We start from the raw sequence: 22331 nt of genomic DNA, 5'->3' as shown, positions 1-22331 counted from the left end.
TATGAGTTTTTCTAATCTGAAATTTAGGGACAAAAAAAGGGACACCTTTCGGTATCCCTATGAATAACAACGAGTTTTATAATCAACAGAATGGATATTGTGCTAAACGTAGCTTATCAATAAGTGCCTCATCACCAAGCTCAGGGAACGGGATAATGTCCTTACGATACTCTTCATCAATCTGTGCTTCTAACTCTTCAGCAGTGCGTTTTAGTAGGTCTCTATCAAGCATATCAGCCATAGTGTTTTTAAGCAGTGTTACCATCGTCTCGGTATCCGCAGCGTGGACAGCGAAAGAATCATGAACCACTCGCCAGTGTTTAAGACCGTACTTCTTGAAGCCCACAGAGAGAACCTTTAGGAGTAAAGAAGCGTCCAAAGAGTGAACCCAGTTAGGAGCCGCACCGTTTTTCTGACCGTTCGCATCGACCTCACCTGTTGAACGTTGCGTTGTCGTCTGCATACGCTTCTGACCAGTGATCATAGAGTCGATTTTGTACTTCTCTACTTTCTCGTAGCGTTGCTCTACGATTAAGCCTAGAGGCGTTGTCCAGCGCATCTTCTTACCGGACTTAGCGATCAACTCAGCGTAACGCTGTAGTGACTGCATAACTCGTGAAGGGCGTTCAGCCATTGCACAAATAGCATCGTAGTTGATGTTACCTGCTACAGTTGCCGCGTCTTTCGCATCCTTTAGAGTAGCCCAAGGGAAGCCTAGAGAAGTAGGATCGCCCTCTTTGCCTACCACCTCGATTACCTTGTTGTACTCAGGCTCTAGATGGTCAACGATAAGCTGATCACGCATACCGAATTGAGCAGAACCATAGAAGAACGTCATGGTGTTACGCTTCAGCCAGTTACGGGTAAAGCTGTACTCATCCTTCATAGCGTAAGACCAGTTTAGAAGCTTCTCAGCATGTTCACGGTCAGCTTTACGTTGCTCTTCGTCTTTAGCGATTTGCTCTTCGATTTTGGCTAACTGTTTAGCTACACGTTCAGCTTCTTTCTGAGGGTCTTTGAGAGGTCTTCCCTTGATCTCATAGTCTGCTTCACGGTACTTACGAGCCTCTTTCTCGCCCTTAGCAACCTTACGCATCAAGTCAGCAGCAATACGAGCAGCTTCACCGTAAATGTCCTGCATGAACTCTTCACCGTTCTCATCTACTTCAGCAGGTAGACAGTTAGTGAACTTCATAGAGGATTCGCAGCGAGTCAGCGTACCTAGAATCTGAAGACCAGAACAAGACGCATCACAAGCGATACCTACACGGCTCTTGAACTTGGTAGGGTCTTCCATTGACCAAGCTTTAACTAGCTCACGAGCAGCTTGTAGGAACTGGAAAGGTTTATCTGTGTCTTCCCAACGGAAATCACTCATCGGGTTCGCTACGCACGACTCAATCATTTCTCTGTGAGCCTCTACGTAAGCAATACGTTTCTTGAAGTTAGCCTTGTCGAAGCCCATTAGGTTAGCTACGTTGATACGCATCCAGTCCCAACCTGTCTTACCTACTTCCTTAGCCTCATCGAACAAGATAAGAGCCTTCTCATGGTCTGCACCTTGAGGGTTTAGTAGAGGCGTTGCGTAGTAAACACGACCACGATCATCAGACTGTGTAGGGAAATAGATTGATGTGTAGTGCTTCAGACTCTCAGCGATCTCGATAGTACGTAGGAGGTTACTTCTAGCCCCTGCTTTCTCTACCGCCTTTTGACGCGCTTTCTGCTTCTTCTTACGCCAATCAATAAGAGCCTTTACGATTACCTTGTGTTCACCGTCTAGACGCTTTAGGTACTCGTGATTTGAAATGTTCTTAGGCTTACTCTCCAAGATCATTTGAGCAGTTCGTAGGTCTGCTTCCATCAGAGGCATTTCTGCTTCTTCATCGTTGAAGTTAGGAAGCTTGGCAAACTTACGAGGCTGCTTAACGATCATCTTTAGGAGGTTAAGCGTCTCAACGTCAATGCAGTGACCAGTACGTGAAGCCACGTTATGACCATCAAGGAAGTGAACGAACTCAGGACTCTTAACTTCACGTAGTTGTTTTAGTAGTTCTCTGTTGCGAGTCTTGAAGAGAGAAAGTGGACTGTAAGAAGTAAGGTAAGCACCTCCATCAGTCATACCCATTTTCCACTCTACAGGCGGTACAACCATAGGAAGACGACAGTTAGCCGTTGCGATTGCTGCTTCTGCGTGTTTATTGATTCTCTCAGCAGCTTTAGGAGATAACTTTAAGAAAGTGTCGATTCTTTTCATTTCCTCACCTCATAACAAAAAAGCACCGAAGGCTATCAACCCTCGATGCTTAATTTTAAATATTTAGTTTATATGTTGCAACCAATAACAATGGTGAACTTTTAGAAATAACTAGAAGTGTGTACCTCGCGTGTCTCAGTCTCGAACAAGTCAGTTGATTCCATAAGAACGTGAAGGATTATCTGACCTAAGACCACCTTTACATCAGGGTTCCATTCTTCCCACGTTTGGTGATTAACTCTGAGTGTGTAGTGGATGGTTCTCATACGCCCTGCTGCACTAGACTGTTGCTCTAACGCTCGTTTCAACTTAGCGGTTAACTTGCTGTTTGCTTCTCGTTCTCTAATGAAGTTCACTGAGACCTCTACAAGATCACCTAAGCGGTGAACAACACCAGTAAGACTTACATTGTCCACTGAGTTTAACATTACGTCTAAAGCATCAGAGATAAGGGTCTCACGGTCTTTCTTAGGTATTGTTTTTAAAATTGGTAGTAGCTTCGCTGTTTTACTTAACGAGTGATACTTACCTTCCAAAAACTTCTCAAAACCTTCGATTGCCTTATCTAACTGTGATTGAACCTCTTTACGTGAACCATCTAGATCACCATACATTCCCATAGACGCTAACTGCTGCTGTCTCTCCCTCGCCTTCTTACGAGCATAAGCTTTAGCCTCTTCTTCTCGTTGACGTTGGATTAAATGCAGTTGCGCTTCTTCAGGAGAAACTTCAATTGAAATAGTAGAACTCATATAGATACCTCTAGGTTACTCTTATACGAAGGGAGGTTATTTTTTAATCCAATCGTTTTGAATATCTTCAAGCGTCTCATGTATGTATTCCAAGTGACCAACCAATAACTGCCTATTCTCTGTAGAGCAAGCCTTCTCTGATACCTTCAAGATCTCTTCAAGTTTGTCCGTAGAGGGTAAGTCCTCTTGACCGTCTAAAAGAGCCTTCAAGCGTCTAACGTTGGATTTCAATTCGTCTTGGATGTATGACAAGAACTGAGTCCCAAGGTGATCGTTAATAGCTTGGATGTAGGTTGATTTAGCTGACTTACAAACAAGTTCAAATAGTCTCTTATTGGTTGGTTTCATAGCCTTTACCTTAACGTTTCGTTTGGCTCTAATTTAAGATTTTAGTTCCACACTGTCAACTAAACCTACTTGTTTTCTGTTCACTCTGTTGTACTTTCTTCTATCTATCTTGTAGTAACTCAGTTCAGGCATTGTAGAGTATTCACTGTCAATAATTCCCTTAGAAGCCTTAGCGTTAATCTTTAGGTCAAAAAGAGGTACACCGCCTGTAGTAACAGCAGACCAAAGCCACCAATCTTGGTTATCAACCTTAGTGACTAGGATATGATCTATTTCCCTTCTTAGGACAGCGTTCATCTTCACGCGCTTCTTGACCATATCCTCTTTTTCAACTTGCGTTGTATTAAAACCAATCAACTCAACAATCTCGAAACTGCTTCTGAACTTACTACCAGCCTCTTCCTCTACACGTTCTACAGAATGTAACTCGCTCTCTACCATGTCTAAATCAATCTGTTTCTGTTTAGCGCCTTTCTCTAACTCACTTAAACGGTTCAAAAGAAAAGTGGAAGGCTCGTCCATCACCTCTAACTGGTTAGAAAGGTTGAGCATACGTTTATTCGTTTCTTCAAGGTCTGCTATTAGAACGTCTCTACGTTCTTTCAGGGTCTTGATGGTATCTTTATTTTTACCTGACTGAACGTTAAGAACGTCTGCCCAATCAATTGAGTGAACTGCCCTTACAATAAGAGATTCAATACCGTCATAATCAAAACGCTTACTTTGACAGGACTCCATAAAGTCGTGATTACACCGCAGGTACTTATAACGCTTATCGCCTCTCTTCGTAATGTGGAGACTCAAGTTACCCCCACACGCACAACGAAGAAGACCTCTAAGCATGTTCTCACCTTCTTCTGCTGTACGACCTCTAGAATGCTTTCCTAGCATGGTCTGAACCTTTAAGAAGGTCTCGCGGTCTACCGCAGCAGGATAGAAGTTATCAATCGGATCACCTTCAGGTACTTTCTTACCGTCCACTCGGATGTGAGGTTGATACTGACCGTAAACCGTTGGGGATAACAGCCATTTACGAATCGTACTCACTTGCCATTTCGGAGCGAGGTCTTTACGAACGTTACGGTTCCCCATTGGAGGAATACCGCGCTTTACAAGTTCGTTGGTAATCGCGCCTAAACCATGACCATCAAGTTTTAACTGGAAGATTAGACGGACTACTTCTGCACGTTCTTCATCAAGTTCATAGTATGGCTCACCGCCTTTAGGTGTGACCTTGCGTATCCATGAAGGTACTCGACCAATAATAGCCTTGCCTTCTTCACGAGCTTTCTGTCTCGCCTTTGCTTTAGCTTCACGGACTCGTCTAGATTTAGTAAGGGATTCTTCATGAGCACGTTCCGCAGCTAACGCCCACAACATGAGGTTCATGAAACTATCTTGGCTGTCTTTTTCGTGTAGACGCTTATCGTGGATCGTATAGATTCGTACACCTGCGCGAATTATATCGAGCATCGTGTAGACAGATTCTTGAGGGTTTTGACGACTCATGCGGTCTACGTTCTCTAGAATGAGAACACTACCTGAAGAGATTGAGCCTTCTTTTATGAGTTGGAGGATAATACCGAAGTCACCTTTTTTAAGGTTTTCGGCACTGAAAGCAGAGAGTCCTAAATCACGAAATGTTGTTGGTGAAAGTTGCCAGCCGTTTTCCTTGCAAACCGCTTCAGTGGCTTCCATTTGACGACGAACACCATCCCCTTTGATCTGCTCCTTGGTTGAGAGACGTAAGTAAGAATAAGCTATTATCACTGTTATCTTTCCACGTAGTTGAACTTCGTGAGCCATTGTATATCAAGGCTTCCGAGCTATTCAACGAAGTTTTACCAAATGTGGATTTATTCTTGAAGAAATCAACAGCAACGATCATGTAAATATCCAGATCGTATTCCAGGCCAAAGCGTTCCTCATCCCACTTCATCGAGTTGATCAAAGATGTCATCGCATGGCCTGCACGATCTAGGTTACCTTTATCAACAAAGATTTCTAAATCAACACTGCGACCTGACATCGTTGTATATTTGTCACGCAATACATCAAAGTCGCCTGCAACAAGGGCGAACAAGTAAGCTGGTTTTGGATGCGGATCCTGCCATTGAACCCAATGACGACCGTTCTCTGCATCACCTTCTGCAATTCGGTTACCATTGCTCAGCAAATATGGGTAAGCCGCTTTATCTGCGATCACTTTTGTTGTGTATTTTGCTAGAACATCCGGACGGTCTAGATAGTACGTGATACGGCGGAAGCCCTCAGCCTCACACTGAGTACAAAATGCGCCGCCTGATTTGTACAAACCTTCGAGTGCTGTATTCGCTTCAGGATCAATTTTGGTGACGATTTCAAGTTCAAACTCGGATGGAAGATCGGTCAGTACCAGCGATGACTCCTTCACCTCGTGATGAGCCCAATCCTCACCATTTACTTTTACAGCGCGTAGCTCAAGCCCTTCGCCATCGAGTTCTAGCGTTGTTGTATCGCCTTTTTGAGCAACTTTTGATACCGCCGTAACGATTGTGTCATTGTCATATAGATCAAAAGTAAGATCGATATCAGTAATCGCATGAGATGGCTCTTTATAATCTTTACGATATTTGGCCAGGGGAGCTTGAGACATGAGCATAAATCCTTGTATGTCGAACAACAAAAATACCAGACTGCATGATCAAAAATGCATTTCTGGTATCACTATATAAGCTATTTGTAGGGGTTGTGGTATCAGAATACAAGTCTTTCCATCAAAAAACGGAGCTTTTAGTGCTCTAGCTCCGTTTTTTGATTAACATTTAAACAACATTAATGACTTACCGTACGCACGCGTAATTTGGCGCATGTTAAAGGCATCATGGCGTAACTCTATTGAGTACGGCGTACATATCACCATTGGAATCTTCGATCGTTAGCTCATTCTTGTTGAGCTTATACGTGGTTCCATGCTCGCCATTTTCATACAGCAGAACCAAAAACTCATCTTCTGTGTAAAACACACCTTGTTTGATGGACTCATCCCCTTCTTCGTTCGAAACCCTAAACATGAACACGAAATCAGGTTGAAGTATCAAATCCATCTGATTAATGTTGTTGGCCACAAGACCGTCGCCAGATACGTGAGAGCTAGACCAAATACCTGCAAGTGAATTAGATAATCCTTTAGTGAACGTTACACCATTAAGATCAAGCGTATTATGGTTGTTGCGATAGGCATAAATTTGAGGCTCGTCGGTGTTTAAACCAAGAACGATGGTGTCTTCATTTGCGTTATACAGCCCTTCCCAATGGTCAACGGAATAGTCTTTCTTTTGAATATCAATAGAAAAGCTGTAGTCAGAACCTAATGAGAGTTTGATCGCACGAAAGTTTTCAGCCGACTCTTCGGGGTTTGGGTTCATCAAATACCAGTCTCCGATGAGAAACGGCGTGTCAAAGTGACTTAATTCATCTTCTCTGGTGTTTTCTCCACCAAACACACTAAAGCAGCAAAAGCTAAGTAAAATAAAGAACCACTTCATATCGGCATCCTTATCGTTTTCTTTTAGCTTAGCCAGTAGTCCTCACTTTCGCGAAATTTTAGATGTAGATCACGTAAATTATTGGGGGAAAATAAGCGAATATCTTGCTCGATATCGAGACAGCGGAAGACAAAAAGGCATAAAAAAAGAGTGAATCTGAAAGACTCACTCTTTTTATTCTAAATTGCCAGTCATTATGACTGATTTTCCTGCTTAAGTAGATCGACCATAATCGCGACAGACTCATCTAAATAAACATCAGGAGCCTCGTAGTCTTTTGGTATGTCATCCAATGTTTTGAATGCTTTTTTACCCAAAGCAACTTGACGTTCATTTATGCGTTGTAATCGAAGGGCTTCCGCTTTATCCGATTCAGCTTTACGAACTTTTTCGTTCAAAGACAAAGTATTATCGTCTTTTTCTTTACGATATTTCTCGGTGTCTTCATTGATAAAGCGGAACTCCATTTCATCAGAAATACGCTTGTTATGAAGAGCAGTAAGTTTTTCAACTAAGGCGTCGTTACTTGGAAACGTTTGATATTGTGCTTTATCAATCTGATCCCAAGGTAAAGCATTGTCTTCAACACTTTCACCTGTTTCAGAAGCCTCTATTGGCGTTGGGTACGAAATATCTGGTGCAACACCACGATTTTGCGTACTTCCACCGTCAATACGATAAAACTTCTGAATCGTGTACTGAACATAACCTAGCTCTTTATCGAAAAGATCGTAAATATGATTCAGTGAACGATGTTGCTGAACTGTACCTTTACCGAAAGAGTTTTCACCTAAGATGATTGCACGATTATAATCTTGCATTGCCGCTGCAAAAATTTCAGATGCTGAAGCACTGTAGCGGTTAATCAACACCGTCAATGGGCCATCATAACTCACTTTTCCATCGGTATCGGCATTCACCTTGATGCGGCCATAGCTGTCACGGACTTGAACTACAGGGCCTTCTTTAATGAATAGACCTGTCAATGCCGTTGCTTCTGTTAGCGCACCACCGCCATTGTTGCGTAGATCAACGATTACGCCGTCAACGTTTTTGGTTTTCAACTCAGCTAGTAATTTATCGGTGTCTTTCGATAAGCCGACGTAGAAACTTGGTACTTCTAAAATACCAATCTTCTTACCGTCTTTTTCGATGATTTCTGACTTAACCGCACGATCTTCTAAGCGAACTTTGTCACGAACAATTGTGACAATGTAACTCTTCGCATCGTTACCTTCTGGCAAGATCTGTAGCTTAACCTTTGTGCCTTTAGGGCCTTTGATTAACTGAACAACATCATCCAGACGCCAACCGATCACGTCGACAATTTCTTCATCGTCTTGTCCAACACCAGTGATTCGGTCCCCTTCACCAAGTTGCTTACTCTTTGATGCCGGACCGCCAACAACAAGTGAACGAATTACTGTGTAATCGTCTGTCATTTGCAAAACGGCGCCGATGCCTTCTAGAGAAAGGTTCATTTCCGATTGGAATTGCTCGGCATTACGTGGAGAAAGGTAGCTTGTATGAGGGTCAACCTGTCGCGCGAAGGCATTCATATACAACTGAAATGCATCTTCATTGTTGGTCTGTGTGATGCGCTTCATCGCGTTGTTATAACGCTTCTCTAAAACTTCTTTAATCTCTGGCCACTCTTTGCCAGTCAGTTTCAGATTTAACGCGTCATATTTCACACGCTTGCGCCACAACTCGTTAAGCTCTGCTTCGTCTTTTGGCCATGCGGCCTCAGAGCGGTCTAACTCTATCTCGTCATCGGTATCAAACTTGATCTCTTCATCGAGTAAAGTTAACGCATAAGCAAAACGATCGAAACGCTTCTGCATTGAGAGGTTGTAAACATCAAAAGCAATTTGGTTGTTGCCCGATTTAAGCTGATCATCAAGCTCTACTGACCAATTTTTAAATGAATCGATGTCTGCTTGAGTGAAAATATTTCTATTGTAATCAAGCAACTCTACATAGCGTTCAAAGATCGCTTTAGAGAAATCATCATTGAGGCTGAAGTGCTTATAATGAGAGCGGGTAAATCGCGAGGTGACTCGTTTGCTAGCTGTTTCATGCTGAACTTCAGGAGAAAGAACCGGCAGGTCATCTTTATGTAGTTTGGCTTCAAGAGCCTGAGCTGATGCTGCTAGCCATAAGCTAGCAGCAATCAGGGTCACTTTTGAACGGCAATTCATGCGTAGGAGTATCTCCTTTATGCGCGCAAGTGCTCCGCTTTCACAACCATTTGTAGGCCGTTAGCAAGTTGAACACGTACATCATCCTTATTGATTTCAACAATGGTCGCTGCCATGTTTCCTTTGCCCATGTTCACGTTAACTGCGTTACCTACTGTGATTTCATCAGCATTTAGAGCGCGCGTTTCTACAGGCTTAGTTGGTTTTTGTACTTTTGGTTTATTAGTACGACGAGGCTGTTGAGGCTTTTTAGCCGCAGGTTTCGCTTTCGCCTTACCCTCTTCACGAGCTTTTTGTGCTTGTTCTTTACGACGAGCCTGAACTTTCGCCTTGCTTTCTGCAAGTGTCGCTTTCGCGTGTTCAACGTGCTCTTCTTCTAGCTCACCACAAGGGTTGCCATCTAGGTCTACACGTACTGCACCTGGTTTTACACCGTGTAGGTAACGCCATGATGAAGTGTACTGTCTTAACGCTGCACGAAGCTGTGTTTTGCTTACTTTTTCGTCTTCATTTAGACGTTCCGCAAGATCTTGAAAAATACCAATTTTCAGAGGTTTTGCTTCACCTTCTAAAGTAAAGCACTTAGGGAAACATTCAGCAATATATGCAATAACTTCTTTGCTGTTTTTTAACTTTTCAGTCATGAGGGGTCCTGATTTGAGCGGATTTCCGCGAGCATTAAGAAAAAATATTCTCGTATTATAGTGACATGCCAAGGAAAAACCACACTCGAAGGCTAATTTATGCGTCGTTCGCGTGTGAATTAAGCAGCTTTTCTACTTCAACCATGAAATGAGTGAGACCTTCTTCGTCTGTTTCATTAAATCGGCCAATACTTGGACTATCAATATCAAGTACACCAACCACCTTTCCATTAATAGAAAATGGAATCACAATTTCTGAATTGCTCGCTGCATCGCACGCAATATGCCCCTCAAATTCGTGAACGTCGTATACTCTTTGTATAGTATTAGTTTGTGCAGCAGTACCGCAGACGCCTCGACCCATTGGGATACGAACACAAGCTGGTTTTCCTTGGAACGGACCAAGAACAAGCTCTTCACCTTTTGTTAGGTAAAAGCCTGCCCAGTTAAGATCGTCAAGTTCCATGAAAAGCAATGAGCTCAAGTTTGCTAGGTTCGCAATAAAGTCTGGTTCAGACTCAATTAGAGCAACAGCTTGTTTGGTTAGTCTTTGGTATTGTTCTAAGTTCATATTAACTTCCTACTTACTATAAAAGCTTCCATTCTCAATGTATGGCGCTAAAATGCAGCCCTACTTTATAATAGGACTTATTCTCAATTACAATGCTTCTGAAAAATGACACTATTAGCCGTTCTTGGTTGATAACACAAGTAAAAAAGCACAAGTCCAAGCTGATCATAGCGAACTTGATAGCGGTGCTTGCAACCTTGATTAGTGTTCCAATTCCCCTCCTCATGCCTTTGATGGTTGATGAGGTCTTATTGGACCAACCTGCAAAAGGCTTAGATGCCATGAATGCCATTCTCCCTGAAGCGTGGCACACTCCGACAGGCTATATTTTCTTCACCCTGTTCTTGGTTGTTCTTATGCGAGCTGCGAGCCAAGGATTAAATATCCTTCAAAGCCGACAATTTACGCTTGTTTCAAAAACCATCACGTTTGAGATGCGCAGTAAAATGATCGACAAACTCGGCCGTATCAGCATCCGACAATACGAAACCAAAGGTAGCGGAGGAATCAACGCACACCTTATCACTGACATTGAGACCATTGATAAATTTATTGGTTCTACGTTAGCAAAATTCGTTATCAGTTTTCTGACTGTTATTGGTACTGCTATCGTTCTACTTTGGCTCGATTGGCGACTTGGTCTGTTTATCCTGTTAGTTAACCCTATTGTCATTTACTTCTCACGTAAACTAGGCAGTATGGTTAAACATCTGAAACGGAAGGAAAATCATTCTTTTGAAATTTTCCAAAACCGTTTGGTTGAAACATTAGATGGAATCTACCAACTACGCGCAGCCAATAAAGAGCGAGAATTCCTCCAACAACTCAAAGACAGTGCGAACCAAGTTCGCGTTGATGCAGACAAGTATGCTTGGCAATCTGAAGCGGCTGGTCGCGTTTCTTTTCTTCTCTTTTTGATCGGCTTTGAATTATTCAGAGCTGTCGCAATGTTAATGGTCATGTTCAGTGACCTTACTATTGGCCAAATATTTGCCGTTTTTGGTTACCTATGGTTCATGCTGTCTCCTGTTCAAGAGTTGCTTGGGATTCAGTTTTCTTGGTACAGCGCTAAAGCCGCATTAAAACGCATCAACGACTTATTAGAGTTAGAAGAAGAGCAGAGACCGGTTCCTAAGGTAAATCCTTTCAAAGAAGGTAGAGAAGTTGATGTTAAAGTAGAAAACATTAATTTCTCTTACAATAATGAAAACAAAGTCCTAGATAATCTTTCTTTACATATGCCGGCAGGAAAGAAAGTGGCGTTAGTTGGCGCAAGCGGCGGTGGTAAGTCAACCTTGATACAATTACTTATTGGGGTTTACCGTCAAAACTCCGGTAGCATTCGCTTTAATGATGAATTAACAGAAGATATTGGTTTTGAAGTAATTCGCGACAAAATTGCCGTGGTATTACAGCAACCTATACTATTTAACGACACCTTGAGGCATAATCTAACGCTTGGTTGGGATTTTGACGAAATGTCACTTTGGCGTGCGCTTGAAGTGGCTCAGCTGCAAGATGTTATTTCTCAACTGAACCACGGCTTGGATACTCAAGTTGGTCGTAATGGCATTCGTTTGTCAGGAGGTCAACGACAACGGCTTGCCATTGCTAGAATGGTGCTGAGTAATCCTCAATTTGTTATTTTAGACGAAGCCACGTCTGCGCTAGATACCGCTACTGAAGCGGCTTTACACAAAGCACTGACCGAGTTCTTACGTGGTAGAACAACATTAATCGTTGCGCACCGACTATCCGCTGTTAAACAAGCCGATTTGATCTACGTGCTTGAAGATGGGAAAGTGACGCAAACAGGTACTCATGGTGAGTTAGTTGAGCAAGAAGGCTTATATCAAACCTTATATGGGGGCATACAGTCCCACGCTTAAATCGTTCAAGCTAGAGAGGTCGTTATGACCTCTCTGTCTAAGCACGCCATGCAACCCAATAACGTACGTCTGTGCCAAGGTTGTGAATTGCCTGTCGACATCGTCGACTTACCCCATGGCAAAAATGCACACTGCCCTCGTTGTGGTACACAATTATATCGCGGAGGTAGCCCTAGCCTCTCTGGTAATCTAGCCGTCGCGATAACCTGTATCCTACTATTTATTCCATCGCACTTTTTTAACTTTATTAGCATCCGACTCTTTGGTGTGATGATTCCGGCAACCCTGCCTTCAGGGATGATCACATTGATGGAAGAAGGATTTGTTCTTCTTTCATTGCTCATTCTATTTTGTAGCTCTCTAGCGCCACTGACGGTTTGTGTTTCAGTGGTAACGGCGCATATTTCTTTACATCAACGATGGTTCCGTGGGCTTCGTATCTCACTGTGGCTAATTCAACATTTGAAGCATTGGGTTATGTTGGATGTGTTCTTAGTTAGCATCGCCATTTCCTGTTTTAAACTCCAAGATTATTCCGACATTTTCGTCGGTCCAGGGTTAATTGGTCTGGTTCTTTTGCAGATATTTACCGTTTTGTTAGTTTCAAGAATCAGCGTGCGTCGTTATTGGGAAGCTTGGAAACCAGAAAGTTTATATGCTTTTGAGCATAAAGATGTGCATTGCCATGAATGCCACTTGTCCCAGCCTGAAGGTGACCATTGCCAGCGTTGTCATCACGAGTTATATCATCGCAAGCCAAACTCCATTCAGAAAACATGGGCTTACCTCATCGCAGCAACGGTCGCCATCTTCCCTGCTAACCTGATCCCTATTTCCATCTTGCTTACCAATGGTAAGCGTTTGGAGGACACTATTTTTTCAGGCGTGGCTGGTTTGGTAAAAAGCGGCATGTATGGAATCGCTGCGATCATTTTTGTTGCGAGTATCGTTGTCCCGGTGATTAAAATACTTGGGCTCGCCTACATCATGCTTTGCATCCAATTCAAACGTTCGGTGTTTAAGAGACAACGAATGATGGTTTACTTTGTTGTTAAATGGATCGGTAAATGGTCTGTGATGGATTTGTTTGTTATTTCTATCATGATGACGTTAGTCGATCGTGGTCAGATACTGGATTTCACACCAGGATATGGCGCTGTAGCATTTGGTGTTGTCGTAGTGTTGACCATGCTTGCAGCAGAAAGTATTGATCCAAGGCTAATCTGGGACCAAACAAACCCAAAACAATCAGAAAAAGAGTCAATGAATGAGTGATCAGAACAGTTCTCAAACGTCATACGTACCAGATGTAAAGCGGAGTAAAGGCATATCTCCTCTTTGGCTGTTGCCAATTTTGACCATGGTCTTAGCTGGCTGGCTTGTTGTGAAGTCGATACACGATGCAGGACAACGAGTGCAAATCTATTTTTCTGATGCCGCTGGTCTTGTCGCCGGCCGAACCACTATCCGTTACCAAGGATTAGAAGTCGGCATGGTAAGAGACATTAACCTCACCGAAGATCTCGGCAGTATTTATGTCGATGCTGATATCTATCCTGAAGCTGCAAAGTTACTGAACGATAAAACACGCTTTTGGTTAGTAAAACCAACAGCTAGCCTAACGGGAGTTTCCGGACTGGATGCGCTCGTCTCAGGTAACTACATCTCGATTCAACCCGGAGATGGTCAAGAGTTTGAGACAACATTCCATGCGTTAGACTCTGCTCCAACAGATTTACGCGTTTCTCAAGGTTTGAATATTAAGCTCAAAAGCCGTGATTTAGGTGGTGTATCGGTTGGCTCTCAAATTGTTTATAAGAAAATCCCAATCGGTGAAGTGTACAGTTACCAGCTAGATGAAGATGCAAAATCTATCACTATTCAGGCCAACATTCAGGATCAATACCGACATATCATTAACAACCGCAGTCGATTCTGGAACGTCAGTGGAATTGGTGCCAGCATCGGTTTTGAAGGTGTCGATGTAAGACTAGAAAGCATGAGTGCCTTACTAGGTGGCGCCATCGCCGTCGACTCTCCGGATGATGGTGAGCCTGTAGAAGAGAACACCGAGTTCCGTTTGTATAAAGATTTGAAAACTGCTGGTCGAGGCATCGCGGTTAAAATCGTCCTACCTGATGACAGCAAGATCAGCGGAGAAGGCGCTCCAATTATGTATCGCGGAATCGAAATTGGCCAAGTTACGGACTTGAGCCTTTCCGAAGGCCGAGAAGTAATATTGGCGTCAGCGGCAATTCAACCCGCTTTTAGTGACATGCTGACGACAGGTACTCGATTTGTCTTAGAAGAAGCAAAAGTGTCCCTCTCTGGTGTAGAAAACATTGCTAATTTAGTGCGAGGGAACTTCTTAACGATCGTGCCGGGCGCGGGTGAACGCTCTCGCCGCTTTACTGCCATTCGTAAAAACGTGTTTAACCAACAGCAAGAAAAGTCCATCGCGATTCGGTTGGTGTCCGACAATTCGTTTGGCCTAGATAGCGGTGCCAATGTACTTTATAAAGGCATCGTTGTTGGTTCAATCATCAAAGTGGGCCTAGTTAAGGAAGATAAAAAATCACAACACGAAGTATTTATGGATGTATTGATTGACCATGAATACAAACATCTGATCAAATCAAACAATCGTTTTTATGTAACCGGCAGTGCATCAGCAGAGTTAACTGAATCCGGGCTCAGCGTTACCGTTCCTCCAGCAAAGCAGTTGTTAACCGGGTCAATTAGTTTTGTGAGCGAAGGCAAGCAGGATATTCAAAAAGAGTATCAACTGTTCCAAAATGAATCATTGGCTGAATTGGCGCAGTACAATCAAAGTGGCTCTAGGGCTCTAACACTATTTGCTTCTGAATTGCCGCCGATTTCCAAAGGCAGCCCTCTACTCTATCGTAATCTTCCAGTTGGTAACGTCTCCGATTTCCAGCTAGTTGATGGCGGAGTACTAATTAAGGCTACTATCGAAAACCGCTTCGCTTATCTTGTAACGCCACAAACCGTTTTTTGGAATCGTTCAGGGATTGAGATAGATGCATCATTAGCCGGAGTCAGTGTGAAAGCGCACCCTTTAAAATCGTTAATCGAAGGTGGCATCGCTTTTGACTCCGTACCAGGCGTTGAAAACAAAATCGGAGAAAACTGGAAGCTGTATTCTGATCAAAAAACCGCTCGCAAGTTTGGGCGCGTCATTGCTTTAGAAACCGACGGTTCGCAAGAGATTGCTAAAGGAATGCCGATTGAATATCAAGGTGTTAAAGTTGGTGAAATCACTCTGGTTGTACCGAATTTTCGTCGTAACATGGTTGAAGTCACTGCAAGGATCCTACCTGAATACGTAGAAAACATTGCAGTTGAAGGCTCACATTTTTGGCTAACTGAACCAGAAATTGGTTTAGGTGGCGTTAAAAACCTCGGGGCGTTGGTTTCGAAATCCATCAGTGTTGAGCCAGGTAAAGGTAAAGCTAAATTTGATTTTCAATTAGAAAATAGTTCAGAACGCGTGCATGGAATCATGTTTACGTTACAAAGTGAACAGAGAGGCTCAGTACAAGTCGGTACCCCTATTCTTTACCGCCAGATGGAAGTTGGCCAAGTGACCGACGTAAGCCTAGGAGAATTTGCTGATCGCATCCTCACGACTATCAAAATACAGCCTGAATATGCTTACCTCGTTCGTCAAAACAGTGTGTTCTGGAATGTTTCAGGAGTAGATGTTTCCATCGGGCTTACCGGCGCTAACATCAAAGCGGGAACCTTTGATAGTTTAGTTCGCGGAGGAATTGCGTTTTCAACGCCAGAGCAATCGACTATTCCACCAGCGGCAAAGAGTGGGCAATCTTTCTTTTTGTATCCACAAGCTGAAGAAGGTTGGACTCAATGGCGTACAGCAATTCCGAAGCCGTAGAATAAAGCTCAATTCACGTACAATTGAAGTTTGATCACTTTAAAAGAGCAGCAATCGCTGCTCTTTTTTATCGCTCGGCCCTTGTCACTATTCGTTTCTGCTTCGCTTTCGTATATTATTTGCCACAAATTCTGCAAACGAGATCCCACATTGCATCCTAATGTTTACATCCCAGACGCGTTTCTGGAAAAAATCCAAACTATCCTTCCTGCTCACCTCAACATGGAAGACTTTATCGCGTCGTGCCAAAAGCCACTGCGCAAAAGTATTCGAGTTAATACGTTGAAGATCAGTGTTGAAGCGTTTCTAGAACGAGCAGAAGCAAAAGGCTGGAAGCTTTCTCCTGTGCCTTGGTGTGACACGGGGTTTTGGATTGAAGCGGATGAGTCAGTTGTACCATTAGGCAACACAGCAGAACACATGTCTGGCTTATTCTACATTCAAGAAGCCAGTTCGATGATGCCGGTATCTGCTCTGTTTATGAATGATGAATCTTACGATGCCGTGTTAGATACCGCAGCCGCTCCAGGCTCAAAAACCACTCAAATTGCAGCTTTAATGAACAACGAAGGTGTACTTGTGGCCAATGAATACGCCGCAAGTCGTGTAAAAGTACTGCACGCTAATGTGGAACGTTGTGGGGTACGTAACGCCGCACTAAGTAACTTCGATGGACGCGTTTTTGGCGGTTGGCTACCAGAACAATTTGATGCGGTTTTGCTCGACGCGCCTTGCTCTGGAGAAGGCACCGTTCGCAAAGACGAAGATGCGATGAAAAACTGGACGCAAGCTTCCGTACTCGACATCGCTGACACACAGAAAGATCTTATTGAAAGCGCCTTCCATGCATTAAAGCCCGGTGGTGTGATGGTTTACTCAACATGTACGCTCAGTACAGAAGAAAACCAACAAGTTTGTCAACACTTGAAAGAAACCTTTGGGGATGCTGTAGAGTTTGAAAGCCTTGAGAACTTGTTTGAAAACGCAGAGGCAGCTCTAACTGAAGAAGGCTTTTTGCATATTTTCCCACAGGTCTACGACTGTGAAGGGTTCTTTGTTGCAAGAATTCGCAAACTGGCTGCTGTTGAGGCGCCAGAAGTCAAAAAGCGCATGGGGAAATTCCCCTTTGCTAAAACTTCAAAAAAAGAATCGACAGAAATTGCTCAACAACTCCAAAGCGCGTTAGGTATTAAACTTCCAAATGACAGTTCTGTATGGCTTCGCGATAAAGATGTCTGGTTATTCCCTAATGCTTTAGAAGCGATGATCGGCGAATTACGCTTCTCCCGTATGGGTATAAAGATCGCGGAAGCCCATAAAAATGGCTACCGTTGGCAACACCAAGTCGCGACTGCCCTGGCGACAGGTTCTGAAAGCAACGCCATTGAACTCAGTATTGAAGAAGCGCGCGAATGGTACATGGGGCGTGATGTTCGCCCACAAACCATTCCTGAGGGAATGAAAACAGGTAAAGGCGAAGTACTTGTCACCTATCAAGGCGCAGTTATTGGCCTTGGCAAGTGGGTAAGCAACCGAATAAAGAATGGTCTCCCTCGCGAATTAGTACGAGATAAGAACTTATTTTAAAAGACGTAACGAACCATAAATAAATGAAAAGCCATCGTATTTGCGATGGCTTTTTAATTCGTAAGTATGAAAGCAAGTGGGCTCGCTAGCGATCCGGACACGCTGTACTAAACTAGTTGTATCAAAGTAATGCTTTGATGTGGCATTTCTCTCTATGTTCACCAACAAAATTATTGTTGGACAAGTTTAGCGCAGGCTCTGCGGAGCCGTTTCCCCTAGGCCCAAAAAAAGGAAAAGTTTGGGCCGTTTTTTTGGCTGTAGATCCGCTATACGGGAGTTTGGACTACGCTAGACGAATACCGTCTTTCTCAATGACAATTTTACCCTGCTTGTATAAGCCACCGATGGTCTTTTTATAAGTCCCTTTACTTGTGCGGAAAGCATCAAAAATCGCTTCAGGAGACGACTTGTCATTCAAAGGCAAAAATCCGCCTTTCTTCTCTAGCAGGTCAAGGATCTTACTAGAAAGATCGTCCATTTTCGCCACACCTACTTTTTGTAGAGCAAGGTCGATTTTACCATCTTCACGAATGTGCTTAATAAAGCCTTTCAGCTTTTTACCGATGTAAAGCTTACCAAAAACATCCGATGGGAAAATCATGCCCCAATGCTTACCGTTAACGATAGCTTTATAACCAAGTTGACTACGCTCTGCGATGATCAAATCAACTTGTTCGTTAACTTCATAATTCGCTGGAGTTTTATCTAACCATTTATTGAACTTAGTCGTACCAACAATGCGACCTGACGCTTTGTCGGTATAAACATACACTAAAATGGTTTGTCCGGCAGAGAAGCGAGTGCGTTGCTCACTAAAAGGAATCAGTAAGTCCTTTTCTTTGATGCCCCAATTTACAAAAGCACCTGTCGCATTCACACCCTCAATCTTCATTAAACCCCATTCACCCACTTGGGCAATTGGTCTTTCAATGGTCGCAGCAAGTTGGCTTTCTGAATCGAAGTACAGAAATACGTCTACATGCTCACCAATTTCAGTACCCTCTGGTACATACTTACTAGGTAGTAGAACAGAACCGTAATCATCGCCATCCAGAAATACGCCAAAATCAGCCTTTTTAATGACTTCTAAGCTGTTAATTTGACCAATTTTAATCATTGATTTTGTCTCTTTTTAAATTTACGTGGAATTATACCTAAACTAACAAGAAAATCAGAGAGAAAAGCATAGTGCTCTGTTATGCTGTTGTCGTTCAGCTATATGCCCCAGTCACTCTTTTAGCACTCTTATACTTACCTGCTCAACGGAACGCATAAGTTAAGAATGCTTTAGCAAAGTCAGGAGCTTTCTTTGGTCACCGTCGATAAACAAGACTCAATAACATTAAAAATCAGTCATGCACTCGCAAAGAGCAAAAGTGTCGACCTAGATATTTACTTTTTTATACCTGGTGAGCTTGGTTTAAACGCCGATATCATCAGTGAATCCGAATTTTATTACACCTCAATCACACAGCAACGATCTTATTACAGTACTGAAATCCTTCTTCCGCTAGTACACAGTCGACTTGCCAAACGTGGACGCCTGTCGAATCAGCAATACCGAGTAAGTTTGAGTTTGTTCGCTTACCAATACGTTATCGCGCTAGACAAAGCGGTAGCAAGTTTAAACAAGCATGAGAACAACTCCGTAACGGAAGATGAAGTGGACGAAGTTATCGAGCTCACGCTTGAGATCTTAAAGCGCTTGCGGCGTTCTATTCCTTATGAAGAGAACTTAAAACGCTACTACGTTAACATCGATAACTATCTGTCTTGGTATACCGAGCAAAAGTTCCTGTCACTGGTGGCCCATCTACCACGTGAAGGCGACTATGGCACGATCAAAAAGCGTCTGATCACGCTATGTGAGAAAGAGCAAGCCCATCGTAAACTCAACAAATACAACTCATCAAGAGTCGTTGAAGACGTTACTCGCCTATCTAACAAAATGCGCTTGCTAAGGCGATTGATTGAACACCCTATCGTGCTTCGTGAAGAAACCATATCGATGGGTAACAACATTAAGCGCGCTATCAAAGGTATTGCAACCGGTTTAGTGATGGTTGTCGTGACCTCGACCGTGATTCTCGCTCGCGATTATCTGGGGGAAATTTCTGCCTCATTCATTATCGCGATGTCTTTTATTTACGCTTTACGAGAAATCTTTAAAGATGATTTACGCGATGCCATGTGGCGATGGATCCGTAAAGGCAAACCAAAATGGCGTAAGAAGTACGTTGATCCAACGACGAAAAAAGTGGTTGGCAAAAAATTGGAGTGGCTCGATTATCGTACCTTAAGTAGCTTGCCGGATAAGATTCAAAGAATACGTAAAAAACGCGTCGTTCAACGTGAAGAGCAGATTCTTCATTATCACGAGAAAACCGAAATGGCGACCTCTCTTTTCTTGAGTGGTTACGAACAAACGAGAGAAACATTGAACATCAGTTTGCGCCCTATCATCCGCTTGATGGATAAAAGCTCAAACCGAGTTTACCGTTTAAATGAAGGTCAAGTAACCAAAGAGTCAGTAGAGAAACGTCATTTGCTCAATGTGATTGTCAAAGAGGACAACCACACCGATGAGCCTGTTTATTACCGCTGGAAAGTGGTCTTAAATCGCTCCAAAATCGTCTCTATCGAGAAGATTGAACTCAATTAAGCCAACGCCTTTAAACAAACGAGCCACAAACCACTAGGCAGCCTCTTTTCTTTGTTGGGCTGCTTTTTTTATCGAAAGAGTAAGCGAAAATTCAGCCATTGGCTCGTCACCATGTAAGTTAGGACACAGCGCGACAATTTTTACGTCACGATTTACTCGTTCACCCGTTGCCAAGGTGTGCTCGAGCATCTCATCAATGACATGACCATCGTTACAAACAAAGTGCACATCGGCTTCCGGGCGCTTTAAAAACTCGGCTTTCACACCTTTAAATGCTAGCGAGATCGCTTCTCCCTTTTCTTGCGCTTTACTCATAGCAAGAAAACCACCAGCAACATCAGCGCCAACGGCTAAAGCGCCGAAATACATGCTATTCAGGTGGTTCTTCGTTCTTCTGCGCAATGGGATACGAACCTCAACATGCTTGCTATCTATCGCAATGATTTTAGGGTGGCAAAGCCAAATCAGCGGCACTTTCGAAAAGCCAAACAGATTTAGATACAAATTCGCACGACGTAGAGCTGATAACATTTTGGTCTCCTTACCAATCTAGTCAGACCAGTTAATCAACGAAAGAAATAGATGTCAAAGAAATGTTAACAAAAGCTCGATCTCACGAGTTATTTAACCCTCATGAAGTGACGGCGTCACCCGTGAGGTATGAAGTTTATCGCAGTTACTTAGATTACCTTACAGCGAGATAGATAAAATGGTTATAAATTCAAATGTATATATATTGATTTAATGATCAAGTTTTGTCATTTATACATAAGTCATTTAAATGAATACCTACACCTTTGTATACAATTCGGTATTTCCTGGCGAAGATTCCCGTGAAACGGTTTATTCCTGCCTGTAATTCCGTTATCTTTACCCCTTCGCAATAGAGAATAAAGCTATAACATGCCTATAAAAACAGATGAATTGAGAACCCAGCCTTTGGGTCCAATGCCTACCCCAGCAGAGCTAGGTAGTGTACATCCTATTACGGATGACGTTGCAGACCGTATCGCTCAATCTCGTCGTCAGATTGAAAACATTTTATCGGGTGAAGACGATCGCCTTCTTGCGATTGTAGGTCCGTGTTCTGTTCACGACACTGAAGCTGCCATTGATTACGCCACTCGCCTGAGTGAAATCCAAGACAAGTACAAAGACGAACTGTTTATCGTGATGCGTACTTACTTTGAAAAGCCTCGTACAGTAGTTGGTTGGAAAGGTTTGATTACGGACCCTAACCTAGATGGTTCTTACGCACTTGAAGCTGGTCTTCATAAAGCTCGTAAACTACTACTGGATATCAACAAGCTTGGTCTTGCGACTGCTACTGAGTTTCTTGATATGATCACTGGCCAATACATCGCGGATTTGATCACTTGGGGCGCGATTGGTGCTCGCACAACGGAATCACAAATTCACCGTGAAATGGCGTCGGCACTATCTTGCCCAGTTGGTTTCAAAAATGGCACAAATGGCAACGTAAAAATTGCAATTGATGCAATTCGCGCATCGAAAGCATCGCATTACTTCTACTCGCCAGATAAGAACGGTCGAATGACGGTTTACCGCACAAGTGGCAACCCTTACGGTCATATTATTCTGCGCGGTGGAGAAAAAGGCCCTAACTTTGATGAAGCATCAGTCAAACAAGCATGTGATGCTTTAGCTGAGTTTGGATTGCCACAACGTTTGGTTGTGGATTTCAGCCATGCAAACTGTCAGAAGCAACACAGAAAACAAATCGACGTAGCTCAAGACATTTGTAACCAAATTAAGTCAGGCAGCACTCGTATTGCGGGTATCATGGCAGAAAGCTTTATTCTTGAAGGCAATCAGCCAATGACTGACATCAATAACCTAACGTATGGTCAGTCTATTACAGATCCATGCCTAGGTTGGGAAGACACTGCTACAATGCTAGATATGCTGGCAAGCGCTGTTAAGTCCCGAAAGTCCCTATAACAAAATAATCAAGGA

16 protein-coding genes and 1 pseudogene are annotated in these 22331 nt (G+C 43.1%); 6 read left to right on the top strand and 11 right to left on the bottom strand.

From position 1 onward, the window contains the following. Positions 1-82: 82 nt before the first annotated feature. The 9 genes and pseudogenes from R7P36_RS00150 to R7P36_RS00110 all read right to left on the bottom strand — a co-directional run bounded on the left by R7P36_RS00150 (position 83) and on the right by R7P36_RS00110 (position 10300). The gene (locus R7P36_RS00150) at positions 83-2257 is read right to left on the bottom strand and encodes a DNA-directed RNA polymerase (protein WP_318121949.1); all 2175 of its coding nucleotides are present in this window, start codon (positions 2255-2257) and stop codon (positions 83-85) included. A gap of 101 nt (positions 2258-2358) precedes the next feature. After that, entirely contained in the window at positions 2359-3009 is a 651-nt protein-coding gene (locus R7P36_RS00145) for a hypothetical protein (protein WP_029848893.1), read from the bottom strand. 36 nt (positions 3010-3045) lie between these two features. Next, entirely contained in the window at positions 3046-3357 is a 312-nt protein-coding gene (locus tag R7P36_RS00140) for a hypothetical protein (protein WP_023667227.1), read from the bottom strand. 33 nt (positions 3358-3390) lie between these two features. Then, positions 3391-5127, bottom strand: coding sequence for a recombinase family protein (locus tag R7P36_RS00135; RefSeq protein ID WP_318121945.1), 1737 nt, complete (start codon positions 5125-5127; stop codon positions 3391-3393). A gap of 87 nt (positions 5128-5214) precedes the next feature. After that, positions 5215-5992: pseudogene (gene pepN / locus R7P36_RS00130) on the bottom strand (aminopeptidase N); the annotation flags it as partial. Between the two features lie 226 nt (positions 5993-6218). Beyond that, positions 6219-6884, bottom strand: coding sequence for a hypothetical protein (locus tag R7P36_RS00125; RefSeq protein ID WP_005377438.1), 666 nt, complete (start codon positions 6882-6884; stop codon positions 6219-6221). Between the two features lie 194 nt (positions 6885-7078). Next, the gene (gene prc, locus R7P36_RS00120; RefSeq protein WP_318121944.1) at positions 7079-9085 is read right to left on the bottom strand and encodes a carboxy terminal-processing peptidase; all 2007 of its coding nucleotides are present in this window, start codon (positions 9083-9085) and stop codon (positions 7079-7081) included. A gap of 17 nt (positions 9086-9102) precedes the next feature. Further along, positions 9103-9729 (bottom strand): RNA chaperone ProQ, encoded by a 627-nt coding sequence (proQ, locus tag R7P36_RS00115; RefSeq protein WP_005377435.1) that lies wholly within the window; start codon positions 9727-9729, stop codon positions 9103-9105. Between the two features lie 97 nt (positions 9730-9826). After that, positions 9827-10300 carry a GAF domain-containing protein gene (locus R7P36_RS00110; RefSeq protein ID WP_005377433.1) on the bottom strand — a complete coding sequence of 158 codons (474 nt, stop codon included), beginning with the start codon at positions 10298-10300 and terminating at the stop codon, positions 9827-9829. Positions 10301-10392: 92 nt separating this feature from the next. Here R7P36_RS00110 and R7P36_RS00105 point away from each other — a divergent pair, with 92 nt between their 5' ends. The 4 genes from R7P36_RS00105 to rsmF all read left to right on the top strand — a co-directional run bounded on the left by R7P36_RS00105 (position 10393) and on the right by rsmF (position 17692). Then, the gene (locus tag R7P36_RS00105; protein ID WP_213899370.1) at positions 10393-12189 is read left to right on the top strand and encodes an ABC transporter ATP-binding protein; all 1797 of its coding nucleotides are present in this window, start codon (positions 10393-10395) and stop codon (positions 12187-12189) included. 24 nt (positions 12190-12213) lie between these two features. Beyond that, the gene (locus tag R7P36_RS00100; protein ID WP_017821871.1) at positions 12214-13464 is read left to right on the top strand and encodes a paraquat-inducible protein A; all 1251 of its coding nucleotides are present in this window, start codon (positions 12214-12216) and stop codon (positions 13462-13464) included. Next, positions 13457-16105 (top strand): MlaD family protein, encoded by a 2649-nt coding sequence (locus R7P36_RS00095; protein WP_017821870.1) that lies wholly within the window; start codon positions 13457-13459, stop codon positions 16103-16105. The genes R7P36_RS00100 and R7P36_RS00095 overlap by 8 nt, the downstream gene beginning before the upstream one ends. 150 nt (positions 16106-16255) lie before the next feature. Next, complete coding sequence (rsmF, locus tag R7P36_RS00090) at positions 16256-17692, top strand: 16S rRNA (cytosine(1407)-C(5))-methyltransferase RsmF (RefSeq protein WP_017821869.1); 1437 nt, start codon at positions 16256-16258, stop codon at positions 17690-17692. Positions 17693-17975: 283 nt separating this feature from the next. On the opposite strand, the gene R7P36_RS00085 is transcribed toward rsmF, so the two are convergent. Then, positions 17976-18809, bottom strand: a complete 834-nt coding sequence (locus tag R7P36_RS00085; RefSeq protein ID WP_017633794.1) for a S1 RNA-binding domain-containing protein — start codon at positions 18807-18809, stop codon at positions 17976-17978. Positions 18810-19001: 192 nt separating this feature from the next. On the opposite strand from R7P36_RS00085, the gene R7P36_RS00080 reads away from it, so the two are divergent. Beyond that, positions 19002-20354 carry a hypothetical protein gene (locus R7P36_RS00080; protein ID WP_005377421.1) on the top strand — a complete coding sequence of 451 codons (1353 nt, stop codon included), beginning with the start codon at positions 19002-19004 and terminating at the stop codon, positions 20352-20354. Between the two features lie 33 nt (positions 20355-20387). Here the strand turns inward: R7P36_RS00080 and R7P36_RS00075 are convergent, their stop codons facing one another. Beyond that, the gene (locus R7P36_RS00075; RefSeq protein ID WP_005377418.1) at positions 20388-20885 is read right to left on the bottom strand and encodes a DUF4442 domain-containing protein; all 498 of its coding nucleotides are present in this window, start codon (positions 20883-20885) and stop codon (positions 20388-20390) included. A 372-nt stretch (positions 20886-21257) separates the two neighbouring features. On the opposite strand from R7P36_RS00075, the gene R7P36_RS00070 reads away from it, so the two are divergent. Then, positions 21258-22316 carry a 3-deoxy-7-phosphoheptulonate synthase gene (locus tag R7P36_RS00070; RefSeq protein ID WP_005390197.1) on the top strand — a complete coding sequence of 353 codons (1059 nt, stop codon included), beginning with the start codon at positions 21258-21260 and terminating at the stop codon, positions 22314-22316. Positions 22317-22331 lie beyond the last annotated feature (15 nt).

This window comes from Vibrio sp. 397 (assembly GCF_033339395.1).
GTDB lineage: Bacteria > Pseudomonadota > Gammaproteobacteria > Enterobacterales > Vibrionaceae > Vibrio > Vibrio alginolyticus.
The sequence above is the reverse complement of the archived record's forward strand: the minus strand, read 5'-3'. Positions and strand labels throughout refer to the sequence as shown.

Excerpts from the sequence above, each read along its gene's own strand:
- R7P36_RS00150 (WP_318121949.1), bottom strand. The coding sequence starts at position 2,257 with ATGAAAAGAATCGACACTTTCTTAAAGTTATCTCCTAAAGCTGCTGAG.
- R7P36_RS00145 (WP_029848893.1), bottom strand. The coding sequence starts at position 3,009 with ATGAGTTCTACTATTTCAATTGAAGTTTCTCCTGAAGAAGCGCAACTG.
- R7P36_RS00140 (WP_023667227.1), bottom strand. The coding sequence starts at position 3,357 with ATGAAACCAACCAATAAGAGACTATTTGAACTTGTTTGTAAGTCAGCT.
- R7P36_RS00125 (WP_005377438.1), bottom strand. The coding sequence starts at position 6,884 with ATGAAGTGGTTCTTTATTTTACTTAGCTTTTGCTGCTTTAGTGTGTTT.
- prc (WP_318121944.1), bottom strand. The coding sequence starts at position 9,085 with ATGAATTGCCGTTCAAAAGTGACCCTGATTGCTGCTAGCTTATGGCTA.
- proQ (WP_005377435.1), bottom strand. The coding sequence starts at position 9,729 with ATGACTGAAAAGTTAAAAAACAGCAAAGAAGTTATTGCATATATTGCT.
- R7P36_RS00110 (WP_005377433.1), bottom strand. The coding sequence starts at position 10,300 with ATGAACTTAGAACAATACCAAAGACTAACCAAACAAGCTGTTGCTCTA.
- R7P36_RS00105 (WP_213899370.1), top strand. The coding sequence starts at position 10,393 with ATGCTTCTGAAAAATGACACTATTAGCCGTTCTTGGTTGATAACACAA.
- R7P36_RS00100 (WP_017821871.1), top strand. The coding sequence starts at position 12,214 with ATGACCTCTCTGTCTAAGCACGCCATGCAACCCAATAACGTACGTCTG.
- R7P36_RS00095 (WP_017821870.1), top strand. The coding sequence starts at position 13,457 with ATGAGTGATCAGAACAGTTCTCAAACGTCATACGTACCAGATGTAAAG.
- R7P36_RS00085 (WP_017633794.1), bottom strand. The coding sequence starts at position 18,809 with ATGATTAAAATTGGTCAAATTAACAGCTTAGAAGTCATTAAAAAGGCT.
- R7P36_RS00075 (WP_005377418.1), bottom strand. The coding sequence starts at position 20,885 with ATGTTATCAGCTCTACGTCGTGCGAATTTGTATCTAAATCTGTTTGGC.
- R7P36_RS00070 (WP_005390197.1), top strand. The coding sequence starts at position 21,258 with ATGCCTATAAAAACAGATGAATTGAGAACCCAGCCTTTGGGTCCAATG.